15 protein-coding genes are annotated in these 19,026 nt (G+C 71.7%); 8 read left to right on the forward strand and 7 right to left on the reverse strand.

Annotation, left to right across the window (positions count from 1 at the left end):
• Positions 1 to 3,030: a BTAD domain-containing putative transcriptional regulator gene (locus OG470_RS24920; protein WP_328415955.1), complete on the reverse strand. Its 3,030-nt coding sequence runs from the start codon at positions 3,028 to 3,030 to the stop codon at positions 1 to 3.
• Between the two features lie 104 nt (positions 3,031 to 3,134).
• Between OG470_RS24920 and OG470_RS24925 the strand changes: the two genes are divergently transcribed.
• Positions 3,135 to 3,890: an alpha/beta fold hydrolase gene (locus tag OG470_RS24925; protein WP_328415957.1), complete on the forward strand. Its 756-nt coding sequence runs from the start codon at positions 3,135 to 3,137 to the stop codon at positions 3,888 to 3,890.
• 10 nt (positions 3,891 to 3,900) lie between these two features.
• Here OG470_RS24925 and OG470_RS24930 read toward each other — a convergent pair whose 3' ends face one another.
• On the reverse strand, positions 3,901 to 4,350 hold the full coding sequence (locus tag OG470_RS24930) for a hypothetical protein (protein WP_328415959.1): 450 nt from the start codon (positions 4,348 to 4,350) through the stop codon (positions 3,901 to 3,903).
• Positions 4,351 to 4,553: 203 nt separating this feature from the next.
• Between OG470_RS24930 and OG470_RS24935 the strand changes: the two genes are divergently transcribed.
• The 4 genes from OG470_RS24935 (at position 4,554) to OG470_RS24950 (ending at position 10,763) form a co-directional block, all read left to right on the forward strand.
• Positions 4,554 to 6,428 (forward strand): adenylyl cyclase, encoded by a 1,875-nt coding sequence (locus OG470_RS24935; RefSeq protein ID WP_328415961.1) that lies wholly within the window; start codon positions 4,554 to 4,556, stop codon positions 6,426 to 6,428.
• A gap of 401 nt (positions 6,429 to 6,829) precedes the next feature.
• On the forward strand, positions 6,830 to 6,976 hold the full coding sequence (locus tag OG470_RS24940) for a hypothetical protein (protein WP_328415962.1): 147 nt from the start codon (positions 6,830 to 6,832) through the stop codon (positions 6,974 to 6,976).
• The gene (locus tag OG470_RS24945) at positions 6,976 to 8,220 is read left to right on the forward strand and encodes a YeiH family protein (protein ID WP_328415964.1); all 1,245 of its coding nucleotides are present in this window, start codon (positions 6,976 to 6,978) and stop codon (positions 8,218 to 8,220) included. Before OG470_RS24940 ends, OG470_RS24945 begins: the two co-directional genes overlap by 1 nt.
• 158 nt (positions 8,221 to 8,378) lie before the next feature.
• On the forward strand, positions 8,379 to 10,763 hold the full coding sequence (locus tag OG470_RS24950) for a galactose-binding domain-containing protein (RefSeq protein WP_328415966.1): 2,385 nt from the start codon (positions 8,379 to 8,381) through the stop codon (positions 10,761 to 10,763).
• 61 nt (positions 10,764 to 10,824) lie between these two features.
• On the opposite strand, the gene OG470_RS24955 is transcribed toward OG470_RS24950, so the two are convergent.
• Positions 10,825 to 11,691 carry a metallophosphoesterase family protein gene (locus OG470_RS24955; protein ID WP_328415968.1) on the reverse strand — a complete coding sequence of 289 codons (867 nt, stop codon included), beginning with the start codon at positions 11,689 to 11,691 and terminating at the stop codon, positions 10,825 to 10,827.
• A 154-nt stretch (positions 11,692 to 11,845) separates the two neighbouring features.
• Between OG470_RS24955 and OG470_RS24960 the strand changes: the two genes are divergently transcribed.
• Positions 11,846 to 12,697: an alpha/beta fold hydrolase gene (locus OG470_RS24960; protein WP_328415970.1), complete on the forward strand. Its 852-nt coding sequence runs from the start codon at positions 11,846 to 11,848 to the stop codon at positions 12,695 to 12,697.
• A gap of 81 nt (positions 12,698 to 12,778) precedes the next feature.
• Here OG470_RS24960 and OG470_RS24965 read toward each other — a convergent pair whose 3' ends face one another.
• The 4 genes from OG470_RS24965 to OG470_RS24980 form a co-directional block, all read right to left on the reverse strand.
• Positions 12,779 to 13,795 carry a methyltransferase gene (locus tag OG470_RS24965; RefSeq protein ID WP_328415972.1) on the reverse strand — a complete coding sequence of 339 codons (1,017 nt, stop codon included), beginning with the start codon at positions 13,793 to 13,795 and terminating at the stop codon, positions 12,779 to 12,781.
• 125 nt (positions 13,796 to 13,920) lie between these two features.
• Positions 13,921 to 14,325, reverse strand: a complete 405-nt coding sequence (locus OG470_RS24970; protein WP_328415973.1) for a hypothetical protein — start codon at positions 14,323 to 14,325, stop codon at positions 13,921 to 13,923.
• Positions 14,326 to 14,417: 92 nt separating this feature from the next.
• Positions 14,418 to 14,594, reverse strand: a complete 177-nt coding sequence (locus OG470_RS24975; RefSeq protein WP_328415975.1) for a hypothetical protein — start codon at positions 14,592 to 14,594, stop codon at positions 14,418 to 14,420.
• Positions 14,595 to 14,758: 164 nt separating this feature from the next.
• Complete coding sequence (locus OG470_RS24980; RefSeq protein WP_328415977.1) at positions 14,759 to 15,793, reverse strand: LacI family DNA-binding transcriptional regulator; 1,035 nt, start codon at positions 15,791 to 15,793, stop codon at positions 14,759 to 14,761.
• A 132-nt stretch (positions 15,794 to 15,925) separates the two neighbouring features.
• Between OG470_RS24980 and OG470_RS24985 the strand changes: the two genes are divergently transcribed.
• Positions 15,926 to 16,882 (forward strand): LamG-like jellyroll fold domain-containing protein, encoded by a 957-nt coding sequence (locus OG470_RS24985; protein WP_328415979.1) that lies wholly within the window; start codon positions 15,926 to 15,928, stop codon positions 16,880 to 16,882.
• Between the two features lie 37 nt (positions 16,883 to 16,919).
• Entirely contained in the window at positions 16,920 to 19,022 is a 2,103-nt protein-coding gene (locus tag OG470_RS24990) for a PQQ-dependent sugar dehydrogenase (protein ID WP_328415980.1), read from the forward strand.
• Positions 19,023 to 19,026 lie beyond the last annotated feature (4 nt).

Consider the following 19,026-nt stretch of genomic DNA (forward strand, 5'->3'; position numbering starts at 1 on the left):
TCAGAGCTGAGCCCGGGCCTCGCCCGGGCTCAGCTTCGCGCCCTCGGCGACCAGCGCGTCGAAGCGTTCCCGCCCCAGGGCAGCCAGCACGCGTGCTGCCACCCGGTCGGTGTCGTCGCGTTCCGCCGGGGCGGCCGGGGCCTGCGCGGCGAACCGAGCGGCGGCCGCGGCGCCCAGCAGTCGGGCGGCGACCTCCGGGGAACGCACCGCCGACGCCATCCCCTCCAGGGTGTTGACGGCGTCCCGTGGGGTTGCGATCGCCACGGCGGCCTCGAACGCCTCGATGTGCAGGGCCAGCGCGGCATCCGGGTCGCCGCCCTGCTCGACCGCGTAGCCCAGCTCGACCAGGATCATCGGTAGGTAGAGCGCGGGCTGGGTCTCCGCGCGGCCCTGTTCGACGAGGTGGGTGAGGTGGGCGACGGCCACGTCGAGCTTGCCGTCGCGGCGGGCGGCCATCCCGAGGCTCATCTCCGCGAAGACCAGCGCACTGGGTGAGGCCTGCTCCACCGCGAGCTGGTACGCGCGCTCGGCCAGCTCCCGACCCTGCGCGTAGTCGCGGGTCTGCACCGCCAGCCAGGCCAACCAGGACAGCTCGCTGCACACCTGCGGCCACAGCGCCAGCTCCTCCGCCCAGCGCAGCCCCTCCCGGTGCAGGGCGGCGGCGCGCTCATGCTCGCCGCGCATGTCGGCCAGCCCACCCACCCACTCGGTCGCCTGGAGCCGGCCCCACCGGTCGCCGATGCTGGCGAACAGCGCGGCGCTGCGTGTCGCGGCGTGCTCCAGTGCTGCCTGGTCACCGTTGGCGTGCGCGATCTTGGCCCGGGAGCTGAACACCGCGGCCTCGGTCCACGGGTCGGCGACGGCGGTGGGCAGCAGCTCCGATGCCAGGGCCAAATCGCTGTGGTCGATCACCGCGGTGGCCGCGAACCAGGCACCGCGGCCGTCCGGGTCGCCAGCCAGCGCGGCCCGGAGCTCGGCCGGCACGATCGGGTCGCCCTGCAACAGCGCGAAACCGACCCTCCAGGCCGCGGCGCGGGGCTCGTGCTCGGGGTCGGGCATCGCCAGCGCCTGCCGCGCCTCGGTGAGCCGGCCACGCAGATACCAGTACCAGCTCAGCGCGATGGCCAGCCGCAGCCCGCCGCCGTGGACCAGCGCCGACCGCAGGTTCGCCGTCTCCGCGTCCAGCAGCGCCAGCCACCGCTGCTGGTCGCCGCCGCGCAGCAGCGGATCGGCGTGTTCGGCCAGCTCCGTGTAGTACGCGGCGTGCCGCGCGCGTACCTCTTCGGCGTCGGTCAGCCGGTCCAGGCAGAAGGCGGCAACCGATTCGAGTAGCCGGTAGCGAGGGCCCACGCCGGAGTCGTCCAGCACCACCAGCGACCGGTCGACCAGCCGGGCCAGCGTGTCCAGATCGGTCCGGCAGACCTGCTCGGCGGCCTCCGGGGTGCAGCCGTCGCTGAACACCGCGAGCCGGGCCAGCACCAGCCGGTCGGTCTCGTCCAGCAGGTCCCAGCTCCAGCCGATCACCGCGGTCAACGTCCGTTGCCGCGGCGGCACGTCCCGCTGCTGGGTGGTGAGCAACCGGAACCGGTCGTCGAGCCGGTCCACCACGCCCAGCACGCCCAGGGAGCGCACCCGGGTCGCGGCCAACTCCAGCGCCAGCGGCAGCCCGTCGAGGCGGCGGCAGAGCTGGGCCACCGCGGGCGCCGTCCGCCCGTCGAGGCGGAAACCGCGCTGCTGCGCGGCGGCGCGGGCGGCGAACAACCGGGCCGCCGCCGAGCGCCGGACCGCGTCCAGGTCGCCGTCCTCCGGCACGGACAGCGGGGGTACCTCCCAGAGCAGCTCCCCGGTGAGACCGAGCGGCTCCCGGCTGGTGGCCAGCACGCTCACCCCGGGCGCGTCCCGCAGCAGTCGGGCCACCAGCTCGGCGACCGGCTCGATCACGTGCTCGCAGTTGTCCAGCACGAGCAGCAGTTGTCTGTGGCGCAGCGCGGCGGCGAGCCGATCGGCGGCCGACAGGCTCGTGCCGGCGCTCTCGCGGGTGTCCAGCGCGCCGAGCACCTGCTCGGCGACGCGCGGGTCGCCGGCCGGCAGCGGGGCCAACTCGACCAGTTGGACGCCGTCCGGCAGGGACTGCGTGCGGGCCGCCTCGGTGGCCAGCCGCGTCTTGCCGACGCCACCCGGCCCGACCAGCGTGACCAGCCGCTGCCGCGGCAGCAGGGTACGCAGCTCGGCCAGCGCCTCGGCCCGGCCGACCAACTCGTCGAGCTGGGCCGGCAGGCTGTTGCGGATGATCGCGGCCTTCGGCGGCGCGCTCAGACCGGCGTCCTGTTCGAGGATCTTGCGGTGCAGGGCGACCAGCTCCGGCCCCGGGTCGAGGCCCAGCTCGTCGGCGAGCCGGTCGCGCAGGTCGGCGTAGCTGTCCAGCGCCTCGGACTGGCGGCCGGCCGCGTACAGCGCGCGGAGCTGCACCGCCCGCAGGCCCTCTCGCAGCGGGTGCCGGGCGACCAGCTCCGCGAGGTCGGCGGCGGCCAGGTCGTGCTCGCCCCGGGCCAGCCGGGCCTCGGCCAGCCGCTCGTGCACGGCGAGACGCTGCTCGGCCAGCCGGGTGACCTCCGCGCGGACGAACTCCGCGTCGGCCACGTCGGCGTACGCGTCGCCGCGCCACAGCGCGAGGGCCTCGGTCAGCCGGTCGACGTCGGTGCACCGGGTCAGCTCGGCGAACCGGTCGGCGTCCACCCCGCCGGCCCGCAGCAGGTACCCGGGTGACCGGGACTCGACCAGCTCGCGGGCGCCCGGCTCGGCGTCGTTGAGCGCCTTGCGTAGTTGGGACACCCGCACCTGAAGGGCGCCGGTGGGGTTCGCGGGGGCGTCCGCGCCCCACAGGTCGTCGATGAGGCGGTCCGCCGAGACCACCTGGTTGCGGTTGGTCAGCAGGTCGGCCAGCAGCGCCCGTACCTTGGTGCCGGGCACCGCCACCGGCTCGCCGGCGTCGGTGGTGACGGCGAGCGGTCCGAGCACCCCGAACTGCACGGCGATCATCCTAGGGCTTGGCTCGACCCACACGCCCGAACCAAGCCCTTCGGCGGTAAGGCGACCTGAAGTTGACCGTAAGCGCTCCGGCGCACCGTGTGGGCATGGACATCCACCACGAAGAGCACGGCAACGGCGAGGGTCGCCCCCTGGTGCTGATCCACGGGGCGCTCTCCGGCATCGGCACCTCGTTCGGCGCGATCCTGCCGATCCTGGCGAAGACCCGGCGGGTGATCGCCGTCGAGTTGCAGGCGCACGGTCGCACACCGGACCTCGATCGTCCGCTGACCGTGGAGCATTTCGCCACCGACGTGGTCGAGCTGCTGGACCGCCTCGGCGTCGGGCGGGCGGACGTGTTCGGCTGGAGCATGGGCGCGGCGGTGGGGTTGCGCCTCGGCACCGATCACGCCGACCGGGTCGGGCGGCTGGTGCTCGCCTCGGTGAGCTTCGACGACGCCGGCCTGCACCCGGGGCTGCTCGACGGAATCCAGGACCTGCAACCGGAGCACCTGCACGGCTCGGAGTTCCACGAGGAGTACCTGCGGAGCGCGCCGGACCCGGCGGGCTGGGCCAACCTGGTCACCAAGATGAAGGTGCTGGACGCGAACCTGCCGCAGTGGACCACCGAGCAGATCCGCGCGCTGGCCGCGCCCACGATGATCGTGCTGGCCGACGCGGACATCGTCCAGCCCGAGCATGCGGTGCGGATGTTCCGGCTGCTCGGCGGCGCGGTGCCCGGCGACCTGACCGGCCTGCCGGGGTGCCGGCTGGCCATCCTGCCCGGCACCACCCACACGATGATCCCGCAGCGCGCCGACTGGCTGGCCCCGATGATCGACGAATTCCTGGACGACGTCTAGCCGGTGCCGCCTATTCGGATCTGCGGCGGACCGCCGCGAGCATGCGCCGGATGCCGATCACATGGCCACCCGAGGTCAGGAGGAGTTGTCGGTAGAGGCGGCCGGCCAGGCCGGGGAAGGCGGCTCGCGTCTCGGCCCGTAGCCGTGACCGGCCCCGGCCGATGGGTTCGAGGCGGAAGATCAGTGCGTAGGTCGAGAACCGATGGCTGCCGCGCAGGGCCAGTTCCCGACCGGGGATCGCGGTGACCACCCGGAAGCCGGGGAACGTCGAGCCTTCGGCGAGTGGCCGTGACCCGGACGTGCCCGGGTCGGCGGCACCCACCAGGCGCGCGTAGCCGGCCATGCCGGGCCGGGAGAAGGACGCCTCGACGATGTCCGCCAGGTGGGGCCAGACCTCGCCGGTCTCCGCCGCGATGACGGTGGCGTGCTCGTCCAGGTGGGGCAATGAGTCGATCCGCATCAGCGCCTCCCCGTGTCACCGTCCATTCTCGCCCGCCCGGGCCGAACTTCGCGGGCCGGGGTCATGGCGTGCGGCCGATTTACCAGGTAGAAACATGCCAACCCCTTCGTCCCGGTCCAACCTCCGGCCGGAGGGATCAGAGAGCGCTCTCACGCCCCAGCTGTGCCGGGAGCACGCTCCGGCCAGCGGAGAGGACGAACCGCATGACAACCCAGCCCCGACGGGTGCGCCGGCGATCCGGACGCACCCTCATTCTCGCTCTGGTGCTGACCACCGCCGTCACGATGAGCAGCACCGCCGCCAGCGCCGGCCGGCCGACGCAGGGCGCCCCGGATTTCGGACCCAACGTCACGATCTTCGACCCCGGTATGCCGATCAGCGAGATCCAGCAGACCGTCGACGCGGCGCACGCCCGCCAGGTCGACAACGAGATGGGCACCGCGCGGCACGCCTACCTGTTCAAGCCGGGCACGTACGGCACGGCGGAGCAGCCGTTGCAGGCCAAGGTGGGCTACTACACCGAGGTCTCCGGTCTGGGTGCCTCGCCCACCGACGTCAGCGTCAACGGCAAGCTGGAGGTCTACAACCGCTGCCTGGCGGACGGCGGCACCGGCAACTGCCTCGCGCTGGTCAACTTCTGGCGCACCCTGTCCAATCTCTCGCTCACCATCAACGCGGCGGGCCAGGACGGCTGCCGGTCGTCGGCGAACTTCTGGGCGGTGTCCCAGGCGGTATCGATGCGTCGGCTGAACATCAACGGCGGCGGGCTGTCGCTGATGGACTACTGCACCGCCGGCCCCCAGTTCGCCAGCGGCGGCTTCATCGCCGACTCGCGACTGCCGGCCACCACCAACGGATCCCAGCAGCAGTGGCTGACCCGCAACAGTGAGGTCGCCGGCTGGTCCAACGCGGTGTGGAACCAGGTCTTCGCCGGGGTCGAGGGCGCTCCGGACGACGCCACCTTCCCCGACCCGCCGTACACCACGCTGGAGACCACCCCGCTGAGCCGGGAGAAGCCGTACCTCTTCGTCGACGCCAAGGGCGGCTACAACGTCCGGGTGCCCGCTGCGCAGCGGGACAGCCGGGGCGTCTCCTGGGCCGACGGCCTGACGGCGGGGCGGACCATCGGAATCCGCGACTTCTTCATCGCGAAGCCGTCGGACTCGGTGCGCGTCATCAACAGCCAACTCGCGCGCGGCAAGCACCTGCTGCTCACCCCCGGCACGTACGACATCGCGCGCAGCATCGAGGTCCGGCGCCCCAACACGGTGGTGCTCGGCATCGGGCATGCCACGCTCACTGCGGTGAACGGCGCCGTTCCACTGGACGTTGCCGGCGTGCCCGGCGTGGTCGTCGCCGGCGTCACGATCGACGCCGGCAGCGTCGAGTCGCCGGTCCTGCTGCGGGTGGGCCGGCAGCACGGGCACAACGCCAGCAGCGCGGCCAACCCGACCACGCTGTCCGACGTGTACTTCCGGGTCGGCGGCCCGCACATCGGCCGGACGAACACGGCGCTGGAGGTCAACAGCGACAACGTGCTCATCGACCACACGTGGGTGTGGCGCGGTGACCACGGCGTCGAGGGCTTCACCGAGGGCGTCAACGGCGACACGGAGCGCTGGCGCACCAACACCGGCCGCTACGGCGCCGTCATCAACGGCGACCATGTGACCGCCACCGGCCTTTTCGTCGAGCACTTCCAGCGGTACAACACGGTCTGGAACGGCGAGCACGGCACCACGATCCTCTACCAGAACGAGTTGCCGTACGACCCGCCGACGCAGGCCGACTGGATGAACGGCGCGGTCGAGGGCTGGGCCGGCTACAAGGTCGGCGACCGGGTACGCCACCACACCCTGTACGGCGGCGGGGTCTACGTCTTCAACCAGAACAACCCGTCGATCCACACCGAGAACGGCTTCGAGGTCCCGGTCCGGCCGGGCGTGCGGCTGCACCACATCATGACCGTCAACCTCAGCGCCGGAACGATCGACCACGTGGTGAACGGCGTGGGCGACGCGGCCGACATGACCAAGGTCGGCGTGCCGGTCTACCTCGCGCAGTACCCGCTGCCGTAGGGCAGGTCGGGCGTACCGACGGAGGGCCGGAGCCGGTGTGGCTCCGGCCCTCCGCCTGTCCGGCGGGGGTGGGGTCGACGGGTGGATGGAGAAACCACTCCCGTGGGCTTGAATTCCTATCGTCCCGATAGGAAAATGGGTGAATGCCGGTCGGTCCGTTCCTCACCTCCCGTCGGGTCGTGGACCTGATGCGGGTCGCCTCCGAGCTCTGTCCCAGCTCGACGGCGACCGACTGAGCGCCGTCGCTGCCCGCACCCTCCGCCCGGCCCCGCTGCCACGTTCGGCGCGCCGACCCGTGTCCGGCGCCACCCGCCCGCTCGTCGAGGCCCTCGCGCGTCCGCGTTCCGCCCCCATCCCGATCCCGTCACGGCCGGATCGGTCCTTCCCCTCGGAGGTATGTCATGAGCACCGATCCGTCACCGTCCACCCCACCAACCGCGGGGGAGTCCCGGCTCGCGTTCAACGAGGACTGGGTGGCGACCATTCTCGGTCTGGTCCTGCTCGGTCTCGTCCTGCTCGGTGCGATCCCCGCCGGGCTGGTGCCCTGATGACCACCGACGCGACCCGCACGGGCGATGAGCCCCGCACAACCGACGCCACCCACACGACCGACGCCATCCGCGCGGCCGAAGTGCCCGCCGACGCGGTCGAGCCCGCCCCGGACAGCGGGCCGCCGTCGTCCGTTGACCCCGCCGGCCCCGCCGGTGTGGCACGCGGCGGCCCGTTCTGGGCCTGGACGGCGCTCGGCCTGGTGGTCGTGGTGGGGCTCGCCGCGCTCACCCGCTACCTTGAGCAGAACGTCCCCTCGTGGGCCGAGGGCACCGCCGTCGAGGACATCGGGGCGGCGATCGAGTACCCGGTCTACGCGATCCTGCTCGGCCTGCTCGGCAACGCAGCCGTCACCCTGCTCGGGTGGCGCGACCGGATCGCCGCCGCGTTCCGGACCGAGTTCTTCATCAAGACCGGTCTGGTGCTGCTCGGGGCGTCGATCAACCTGGCCGTCATCGCCAGTGCCGCCGGCCCGGCGATCGCCCAGGCGATCCTGCTGATCAGCGGGGTCTTCCTGTTCACCTGGTGGCTGGCCGGCCGGTTCGGGCTCGACGACAAGCTACGCGCGTTGCTCGCCTCGGCGGTGTCGATCTGCGGGGTCAGCGCGGCGATCGCCGCCGCCGGAGCCGTCCGGGCGCGACGCGAGCAGTTGGCCTATACAGCGAGTCTGGTTATCGTCTTCGCGCTGCCGTCCATCTTCATCCTGCCCTGGCTGGCCGACGTGTTCGGGCTCTCCGACGCGGTGGCCGGCGCCTGGATCGGCGGCAACATCGACACCACCGCCGCGGTCACTGCCGCCGGAGCGCTCGCCGGCGAGGAGGCGCTCCAGATCGCCAGCATCGTCAAGGTCACCCAGAACGCGCTCATGGGCGTGGTCGCCGTCGCCCTCACCGCGTACTTCACGTTGCGGGTGGAGCGTCAGCCCGGCGCGGCCCGACCGGGGCTGGGGGAGTTGTGGCGGCGCTTCCCGAAGTTCGTCCTGGGATTCGTTGCCGCGTCGGTCATCGCCACCTGGTACCTCGACGCGGCGGGTGCGGACGGCAAGGCCACCATCGCCATCGTCAACGACCTGCGCGTCTGGTTCCTCATCCTGGCCTTCGTCAGCATCGGCCTGGAGGTCCGGGTCGCGTCGCTGCGGGAGGCCGGCTGGCGGCCTGTCGCGGTGTTCGCCAGTGCCACCGTGTTCAACCTGGCCTTGGCGCTCGGCCTGGCGTCCCTGCTGTTCCGCAACTTCGCGGCCTGAGTCGGCCTCGCCCCGCCGGATCGACCGGCGGGGCGGGGTGCTCGTTTCCTTCCGACCCGTTGACCAATATTTTCATCGATCAGTCGAACTCTTGCGAGTCCACTTTCGCTACTGCCACGATGACCGTCAATGCCTTCCGTCCCGAAGGAGTGGTCGTCATGGCGGTCTCCCGCCGCAGGTTCGTCACGTCGGTGGTGGCGGGGTCCGCCCTCGCCGCCGCCTCCACCACCGAGTTGCTCACCACCCTCGCCAGCCCGGCCCACGCCGCCAGTCCCCCCGGGGATGTGGTCGGCAAGGTGACGGTCGGCTACCAGGGCTGGTTCAGCTGCCCCGGCGACTCGGCGCCCATCGGCGGCTGGTGGCACTGGAGCCGTGACCGGTTCCAGCCGCCCTCGCCTGCCAACACCACGATCGTGTCGTGGCCGGACATGCGCGAGTACACCCGCAGCTACCCGACCGCCTACCCCAACCTCGGCAACGGCTCGCCGGCCACCCTCTTCTCCTCCTACGACCAGCAGACGGTGGACACCCACTTCCGGTGGATGCAGGAGTACGGCTGCGACACCGCCGCCCTGCAACGGTTCAACCCGATGGGCGACGAGGGGCCGACCCGCGACGCCATGACGCAGAAGGTCCGCTCGGCCGCCGAGCGCTACGGCCGCAAGTTCTACATCATGTACGACGTCACCGACTGGTTGAACATGCAGTCGGAGATCAAGATCGACTGGACGACCAAGATGTCCGCGCACACCGCGTCCAGCGCGTACGCCCAGCAGAACGGCAAGCCGGTCGTCTGCATCTGGGGCTTCGGCTTCAGCGAACCCAGCCGGCCCTTCACCCCGGGGCCCTGCCTGGAGGTCGTCAACTGGTTCAAGGCGCAGGGCTGCTACGTCATCGGTGGCGTGCCCACCTGGTGGCGCCAGGGGATCGAGGACTCCCGCCCCGGCTTCCTCGACGTCTACCACGCGTTCAACATGATCTCGCCTTGGATGGTCTACCGGACCACCACCCTGGAGGGGCTCGACTCGTACTACAACAACGTCAACATCCCCGACATGGCCGACTGCGTGGCGCGCGGCATCGACTACCAGCCCTGCGTGATGCCCGGTGACCTCGCCGGAGGGCATCGCCGCCACGGCGACTTCTACTGGCGGCACATCTACAACATGGTCCGGCTCGGCTCCCAGGGCCTGTATGTGTCCATGTTCGACGAGTACAACGAGGGCAACCAGATCGCCAAGACCTCCGAGACCCAGGCCACCACCCCGGCCGGCGCGAACATCCGGGCCCTGGACGAGGACGGCGTGGCCTGCTCCTCCGACTACTACCTCCGCATCACCGCCGACGGCGGACGGATGCTCAAGGGGCAGCTCGCTCTCACCCCCGTACGCCCCACCCAGCCGATGCTCGGTGGCCCGCCGACCGGCGGGAACCTGGCCGCCGGCCGGCCCGCCTCCGCGAGCAGCCAGAACGGCCCGTTCCCGGCGTCGAACGCGGTGGACTCCAACGCCGCCAGCTACTGGGAGAGCGGCAACGGCGGCTTCCCGCACTGGTGGCAGGTCGACCTGGGCGCCAGCCACCAGGTCGGTCGGCTCGTACTACGGCTGCCCGCCGGCTGGGAGACGCGTACCCAGACCATCACCGTGCTGGGCAGCACCGACGGCGGCTCCTTCGCCACCATCACCCCGGCCGCCGGGTTCACCTTCGACCCGGCGACCGGCAACACTGTCACCCGCACGCTGCCGACCACCACCGCCCGCTATGTCCGGCTCAGCATCGGCGGCAACACCGGCTGGCCGGCCGGGCAACTCGCCCAGGTCGAGGTGTACGCCGCGACCGGCGGGCCGGACACCCCACCGACCGCGCCGAGCGGCCTCACGGTCACCGGGCGGACGGCGACCAGCGTGTCACTGGCCTGGACGGCGTCGACCGACGACACCGGGGTGAGCGGCTACCAGGTACGCCAGGGCGGCACAGTGGTCGCCACCGTCACCGGCACCACGGCGACGGTGAGCGGGCTCAGCCCGTCCACCGGATACAGCTTCACGGTTACCGCGCGGGACACCGCGGGCAACACCTCCGCCCCGTCGAACGCGGTCACGGTCACCACGGACGCCCCGGCCAACGCGGACCTCGCCCGGGGTCGGCCCACCGCGGAGAGCGGCCACACCCAGAGCTACGGATCGGGCAACGTGGTCGACGGCGACCCGAACAGCTACTGGGAGAGCGTCAACAACGCCTTCCCGCAGTGGGTCCAGGTCGACCTGGGCGCGGCGCGCACGGTCGGGCGCGTGGTGCTCAAGCTGCCACCGGCGGCGGCCTGGGCCACCCGGACGCAGACCCTCGCGGTGCAGGGCAGCACCGACGGGGCGAGCTTCGGCACGCTGGTCGCGGCGGCCGGGCGCACCTTCAACCCGGCCACCGGGAACCAGGTGACGCTCACGTTCACCGCCGCGCAGACCCGCTACCTGCGGATCACCGTCACCGGCAACACGGGCTGGCCGGCCGGGCAACTGGCGGCACTGGAGGTCTACGCGAGCTGACCGCGAGCGGGGGCGGCCACCGGCGAGGACCGGCGGCCGCCCCCGGTCGCGATGGTGTGTGTCAGCCCGCCGGTTGCTGCATCCGGCGCAGGTCGTCCGCCGGGTGGATGGTGCGAACCGGGTTCGGCACCGGCCCGCGCCGCCGCCACTCGCGCGGGTAGCCGAGGGAGACCTCCTCGAAACGTACGCCGTCGTGGAACGTCGTCCGGGGAATGTGCAGGTGCCCGTAGACCACGGTGGCCGCGCCGAAGCGCAGGTGCCAGTCTCCGGTACGGACGGTGCCGCACCACTGGGCGAACTGCGGGAACCACAGGACGTCGGTGGGTTCGCGTACCAGCGGGTAGTGGTTGACCAGCACGGTCGGCAGGGCCGGGTCGCGCTCGGCCAGCCGGCGCTCGGTCTCGACGACCCGGGCGTCGCACCACGCCTCCCGGCTCGGGTGGGGATCGGGGTGCAGCAGCGCCTCGTCCGTGCACACCACCCCGGCCTCGTACGCCAGCGCCAGCGACTGCTCCTTGGTGTTCGCCTCGGGCACCCGGAAGGTGTAGTCGTAGAGCACGAAGAGCGGGGCGATCGTGGCCGGGCCGCCGTCGCCGTCCCACACCGGGTACGGGTCCTCCGGGGTGACGACACCCAACCGCCGGCACAGCCGTACCAGCTCGCGGTAGCGCTCCTCGCCGCGCAGCCGCACCGGATCGTCGGGCGGTGTCCACAGCTCGTGGTTGCCCGGCGCCCAGACCACTCTCGCGAACCGACTGCTGAGCAGCCCGAGCGCCCACTCGATGTCGGCGAACCGCTCAGCCACGTCGCCGGCGACGAGCAGCCAGTCGCCGTCGTTGTCCGGGTGCAGCTCCCGTACGAACGAGCGGTTCTCCGGATAGCCGACGTGCAGGTCGCTGACGGCCCGCAGCCGGGGCGGATGACTCACGCCCCGAGGCTAGGCCGGCGCGGCCCGGTCGGGACACCCCTGTCCGGTCCGTGTCGCGCCACACCTGGCGGCGGGCACTCCGGTGGTCGGCATATCCGTCGACCGCCCGGGAAAGCGCTGGTGTCCGACAGCCGAACCGGAGCAGGAGTGAAACATGCCTTTCATCACCGTGGGAACGGAAAATTCCGCACCCATCGACCTGTACTACGAGGATCACGGGTCCGGTAAGCCAGTGGTGCTGATCCACGGCTTCCCGTTCAACGGGGCGACCTGGGAGAAGTCGACCACCGCGCTGCTGAACGCCGGATACCGGACGATCACCTACGATCGGCGCGGTTTCGGCAACTCCGCCCAGCCGGCATTCGGGTACGACTACAACACCTTCGCCGCGGACCTCGACGTGCTGATGACCGAACTGGATCTGCGCGACGCGACCCTGATCGGTCACTCGATGGGCACCGGCGAGGTGATCCGCTACCTGGGCAACTACGGCTCGCAGCGGGTGAGCCGGGCCGTGGTGGTCAGCCCGCTGCAACCAATGCTGGCCAAAGCCAAGGACAATCCGGAAGGCGTTGACCCGAGCCTCTTCAAGGGTTTCCAGCAGGCCATCATCAAGGACCGCTTCGCCTACCTGACCCAGTTCTGCGACGCGTTCTTCAACTACAGCGAGAACAAGGGCAAGCTGGTCAGCGAGGAGGCGTACCGGGCGCACTGGCAGATCGGTGCGATGGCCTCCGCCAAGGGCACCCATGACAGCGTGGACGCCTGGCAGGAGGACTTCCGTCCCGATCTGCCGAAGATCGACGTGCCGCTGCTGATCGTGCAGGGCGACAAGGACAACGTGTTGCCCTACCCGGTGACCGGCCAGCGGCTCGCGCCGATGACGCCGACGTCCCAACTCATCACGCTCAAGGGCGCGCCGCACGGTCTCCCGTGGACCAACGCCGACGACGTCAACAAGGCGATCATGGACTTCATGAAGCAGCCGGCGAAGGCTCGCGCCTGACCCGTACCGGTAGCCGATCGGACACCAGTGCCGCGAGGACGCCGCGACACCCGGCCCCGCTGGGCCGGGTGTCGTCGGCGGTCAGGGCCGGCGGGCCACCACGGCGCCGTTGGCGCCGGGGGCGTCGAACGGCACGGTGCGGGCGTCGACGAAGCCGGCGTCGGAGAGCCAGGCGGCATACTCGGCGCCCGAGTAGTTCCGGCCGCCCTCGGTTTCGACCAGCATGTTCATGCCCATCAGGGCAGCCTCCGGCGGCCCGGTGCGCTCGTCGTTGAGCAGCAGCTCGCAGACGACGATCGCCCCGCCGGGCGGCAGCGCCGCGTGGCACCGGGCCAGCAGCGCCCGGTTCGTCGGCTCGTCCCAGTCGTGCAGGATCATGCTGAGCAGGATGACGTCGTGTCCGCCCGGTAGCGCCGGGTCGGCCAGGAAGTCGCCGGCAACCGCGCCGATCCGAGCGGTCAGACCGGCACCCGCGATCCGCTCCTCGGCCCGTACGCAGACGTGTGGCAGGTCCAGCACGGTCGCCCGCAGCTCGGGCAGCCGGCGGCAGAGCTCGATCGGGAACGCGCCGGCGCCGCCGCCCACGTCGAGCAGCCGGCGGTACGGCGAGAAGTCGTACGCCTCGGCCAGCGCACCGGCGGTGAAGCTGGACGTGGAGTACATGGCGTCCCAGAACTGCGCCAGCATCTCCGGGTCGGCGGTGTCGAACATCGACTCCTGGGCCTGCGGGTCCCAGGTCAGTGGCCGGTCGGTGCGCAGCGCCTCGCCGATGCGGTGCCAGGGCAGGTAGGTACGCAGGTCCGAGTAGCGGACCTGGGCTCCGAAGTAGTACGGGCGGCCCTCCACCAGGAACTGCTCGGCCAGCTCGGAGTTGCGGTAGCCGTCACCGGCCTTCTCCAACAGCCCGAGTGAGGCGCTCGCGGCCAACAGCAGGTCGGCCGGGCGATCGGCCAACCCGAACTCGGCGGCGGCCTGCTCGACGGTCACCGTCCGGCCGTCGGCGAGTCGGGTGAACAGGCCGAGCTCAACGCCGGCCGCGAGGGTCTTGAAACCCCAGACGCCGGCCACCAGGCTCATGAGGGGAGTCGGAGTGATCATGGTGAATATAAGATCACAGATATCGTCCGTCCACGATGGGCGGACGGCGGTCGATCAGGCCCGGATCAGCGTGACCGGGCGGCGTGTGGACGAGCACCACCACAGCGGGCTGCCGGATGCCTCGGCTAGCGGGTTCGGCCGGCCAGGCGACGGCCGACGCGGCGTGCGCCGAGGCTCACCAGCGTGCTGCCGATCGCCATCCCGACCAGCACCAGGATCGCCCCGACGGCCCACAGTCCGCTGTCGTCGGTCGACGCGGCCTGCCACGACCATGGCACCGTGAAGGCCACCGTCATCACCGGCGCCACCAGCCACGGACTGAGCCGCCGGACGGCGAGGGCGGCGAGCAGCACGAGGGTCAGCACGCAGCCGATCACCTGCCACGGCGCGTACGGGCCGCTGGACGACCCGGTCTCCGGGTCGACGGTGTACTCGGTGTCCCAGCCCAGCCAGAGCAACCACACCCCGACCGTGGCCGCCGCCAGGAACAGGGCCCCGAGCAGTGGGCGCATACCCCTCATCGCTGTCATCCGGAGATCATCCCCCCGCTCGGGGCGGTTCGGGAATGAGCACCGGTACCCATCCTGCCAGCGCCGAGCGGGTCACCGGCCGAGGTCGACGCTCAGGGGGTCTTCGGTCCGGTGAGCCGGTAGCCGTCCTCGGTGAGGGTGCGGGTCATGTGCTGTGCGTACCACTGCGGCCAGTCTGGGTCGGTCCGACCCAGCTCCTTCTCGTACTCGCCGTGCGCCTCCGCGGCTCGCTTGAGCGCGTCCAACAGGACCTCCGTCGTCGGGTCCATCGCCGTTTCCTCCCTGCTCGCGAGCTGCTGAAGCCTCACCCTAGGCGGGCGGGGCGGCGGGCGAGCCGGGAACAGCCGGTTCGGGACCGACCGGACCGACGACGGCGGCGGTTGCTCCCGGCCTGGGTCGCGTGCCGCCGAACCTGGCGGACGGTCTGCGCCGGTCAGGTGCCCGGCGCGGGGCCGGTGGAGTCGCGGACGACCAGCAGGTGCCCGGTGGCGCGACGCCGGGGACGCGTCGAGCGGGGCTTGAGCGCGAGGGTGAGTGCCGTGCGACCCATCTCGGTCATCGGCAGCCGGATGGTGGTGAGGCTGGGCGCGAGATCGGCCGCCACGGAGACGTCGTCGAACCCGACGACGGACATCCGCTCGGGCACCGGGACGCGGCGCGACCGCAGCGTCGACAGCACCCCGATCGCCATCGCATCGTTGAGCGCGATGATCGCGGTCGTCTCGGGGTGCTCGTTCAGGATCTGCTCGGTGGCCGCCCGGCCGCCGCCGCGGGTGAAGTCGCCGTGCACGACGGCGAGGTCGGCCGGGGACAACCCGCGCTGCCGCAGCGCCGACGAGACGCCGGCGAGCCGGTCGGCGACCGTGGTGAGACCGGCGCTGCCCGCGGCGACCGCGATCCGCTGGTGGCCGAGGTCCACCAGGTGCTGGGCGAGCGCCCGGCCGCCGGCCTCGTTGTCCGGCAGGACGGCGTCGACGCCGAGCGCGTGCCGCCCGATGGCGGCGACCCGGCCGCCGTGGTCCTGGAACGCCGCCAACTCGGCGCGGGCCTCGGCCTCCACCCGCGGGTCGTCGTACCCTGAGCCGCTGATCAGGATGATGCCGACCCGCTGGGCGATGAGATGGCGGAGCTGTTGCAGCTCGTAGTCGGGGTCCCGACCGGACTGACAGATCTGCACCAGCAGCCCCTGCTCGGCGGCGACCTGGATGACCCCGCTGGCGATCTCGGAGAAGTACGGGTCGTCGACCTGGTGGACGATCAACCCCACCGTGGAGCTGGCGCCGCTGGCGAGGGTGCGGGCGTACGGGTTGGCGACGTACCCCAGCTCGCGGGCGACCTGCCGGACCCGGTCGGCCACCTCCGCGCTGACCCCCTCGCGGCCGGCGAGGGCCCGGGAGGCGGTCGCCAGCGAGACGTCGGCGCGGTCCGCCACGTCCACGAGCCGAGTTCGCTGGCCTGCCCTGGGCATCCGCAACTCCCTGGAACATCCATGTCACCTGATCTCTTGCCAGTGACGATTGTCGAAGCCTAGGGTACGTAAGCGCTTACGTAAGCGCTTACGTTAGTCGGCACCGGCGTGCCGCGAAATGAGGTGAACGCGATGTCCAGGGCCAGAAGAGCCGCCGTCGCCACCGTCTCCCTCCTGGCGGTCGGCGTGCTGACCGGCACGGGGGCGCCACCGGCACAGGCGGACCGGAACCATCCGTCCGATGTCCACCCGGCCCTGCGAGCGCACCTGGTCGCCGCGTACGACTTCGACCACCCGGTGCCGGGCGACCCCGCGCTGGAGCGCGACCAGGGTCGCTCCGGGACCGAGATCGAGCTGATCAACGGCGGTCCCGCCATGCGGGTGGCCGACCACGCCTACCGGGGCAGCGGCAGGGCGCTGCAGACCCGGCAGGTCGACCCGGCGGTGGCCGGCAACGACGACTGGAAGGCCGGCACCTGGTCGGCCAGCGGGGTGCGGACGCTCCGCGCCTTCAACGCCACCGCCGGCACCACCGTGATGGGCTGGTTCAAGCTGCAGATGGACAGCCCGCTGCCCAACTCCACCACCGCCGACCCGAACGATCGCTTCAACGCCATCGGGCTGGCCGGAGTGTTGACCGGCGACTCCGACGGCCACGGCGTCCGGGCCCTGCTGGAGCTGATCGACGTCAACGGGGAGCTGCGGCTGGTCGCGCTCGGCCGGCGGCTCGACGGCGGCAACTCGCAGACGTTCGCCGCCAGCCAGGACTGGCGGGACCTGCTGCCGGCGGGGGAGTGGGTGCACCTCGCCGCCACCTTCGACTTCGCCACCGGCGCCCTCGCCCTCTACCGCAACGGCGAACCGGTGGACGGCTTCTACACCCGCACCGACGACCCGTGGCTCGTGTCGGGGCCCGGCCCGCACGTGACCACCGCCTCCGACCCCCGGGGCATCAAGATCGGCGGAAGCTTCCCCCAGGACACGCTGGAGCGCAATCCGTGCGACTGCCGCATGGACGGCCTGATGTTCCTCGACAGCGTGGTCTCCGCGAGCGACGTGCGGAGGCAGTACCGCCACCTGGCCCGCTGACCACCCTCGGCACCGTCCCACCGAGAAGGAGACACGCGTGCTCACCCTCCACGACAGCGCCCGCAGGATCCGCGGACCCGTACTGACGGCCGGTCTCACCGCCCTCGTGCTGGTCCTGTCCACCCTGCTCGCGACGCCCGCCCAGGCCGCCGGGGCGGTCTACGACCCGGTCCCCGAGATGCCGATCCAGTCGCGGCTCGGGCTGGTCCTCAGCGAGTACGCCAGCTTCCCGCAGTCGTACCCCAACCCGGCCCCGACCGATCAGCGGCTCATGCGGACCGCCCGGATCAACACCATCATGGAGGTGCCCGACGGCTCCGGCCGGCGTGCCGTGCCCGACCTGAACGGCAGCCTCTACCTGGTCGAGGGTGGCGTGCCGCACGTCTACCTCGACGTGGCGGCGACGTTCGCGCCGCAGTTCTTCTCCGGCCGTGGCCTGGGCCAGGGCTTCGGGTACGTCGCCTTCCACCCGGAGTTCGGCGCCAACGGCCGGTTCTACACCATCCACACCGAGTCGGCCTCGGCGGCGACCACGCCGCCGGACTACGCCCAGCCCGGCACGATCTACCACGGTGTCATCACCGAGTGGACGGCGACCGACCCGGCCGCCGACACGTTCGCCGGTACCCGGCGGGAGGTGCTGCGCATCGGCTTCGGTGGCCAGGTGCACGGCATCCAGGAGATCAACTTCAATCCCACCGCGAAGCGCCACGACGCCGACTACGGCCTGCTGTACCTGGCGGTCGGCGACGGTGGCCTGGGTGTGCGCAACACCGACCCGCAGAACCTGGGCCTGCCGCACGGCAAGCTGCTGCGGATCGATCCGCGAGGCACCACCTCCGCCAACGGGCGGTACGGCATCCCCGCCACGAACCCGTTCGTCGGCCGGGCCGGCGCGCTCGGTGAGATCTACGCCCTGGGCTTCCGCGACCCGCACCGCTTCAGCTGGGACCGGGCGACCGGGCGGATGTACCTCGGGCACATCGGTGAGCACGCCATCGAGGCGATCTACGAGGTGCGTGCCGGCGACAACTTCGGCTGGAGCGGGCGCGAGGGATCCTTCGTCTTCGACAAGACGGCTACGAACCCCTGCGACCGGCTGTTCCCGCTGCCCGCCGACGACGACCAGTACGGGTACACGTACCCGGTCGCCGCGTACGACCACGACCCCGCCGCGGGCTGGAACTGCACCGCCGACGTCGGCGTCGCGGTGGCCGGCGGGTTCGTCTACCGAGGTCGCGCCCTGCCGGCGCTGCGCGGGAAGTACGTCTTCGGTGACCTGGTCGACGGCCGGGTGCTCTACACCGAGGCGAACGAGATGCGTCGCGGCCGGGGCCTGGCCCCGATCCACCAGCTCGCCCTGTTCGACACCGCCGGCAGCCCGGTCCGGATGCGGGACCTGTCCGGGCCCGGCGCCCCCGGTGACCCCAACCGCGTCGACCTGCGCTTCGGCACCGACGCCGCCGGTGAGCTCTATGTGGTCGCCAAGGCCAACGGAAAGATCTGGAAGGTCACCGGCACCCGGGTCTTCGCCAGCGGCGACGTCGGGAACACCACCCTGCGCCGCACCGCGGGGGCCTCGAACTGGGCGCCGGTAACCCCGGCGAAGTGGCAGTTCACCCGCGACCAGGTCATCCTCGCCGAGGCCGGAGTCAGCCGGCCCGGGCCGCGCCGGCCGTTCGAGTACGCCGTACTGACCGGCGGTCCGGAGTGGTCGTCGGTCGAGGTCGAGGCGCGGGTACGGCTCGACACGCCGGTGGAGGTCAGCAACCGGGACGTGATCATCGTCTTCGGCTGGCGCTCGGACACCGAGTTCTACTACGCCCACCTCTCCACCGACAATACGATCTATCCGCACAACGGGATCTTCAAGGTCAACAATGCCGACCGGGAGCGCATCGACCACCAGTGGAACGGCCGGTCCCGTGGCGCCAACCCGGCGATCACCGATGCCGACTGGCACCGCGTACGGGTCGTCCACCTGCCGGCCACCGGCGAGATCGCGGTCTACGTCGACGGGCACCGGGACCCGCTGATGACCGCGAAGGACACCACGTTCGGCTCCGGGCGGGTGGGCTTCGGCTCGTTCGACAACGTGGGTCGACTGCGGAACCTGACCGTCACCGGCACTCCGGCCTGACCTC

Source organism: Micromonospora sp. NBC_00389, assembly GCF_036059255.1.
GTDB lineage: Bacteria > Actinomycetota > Actinomycetes > Mycobacteriales > Micromonosporaceae > Micromonospora.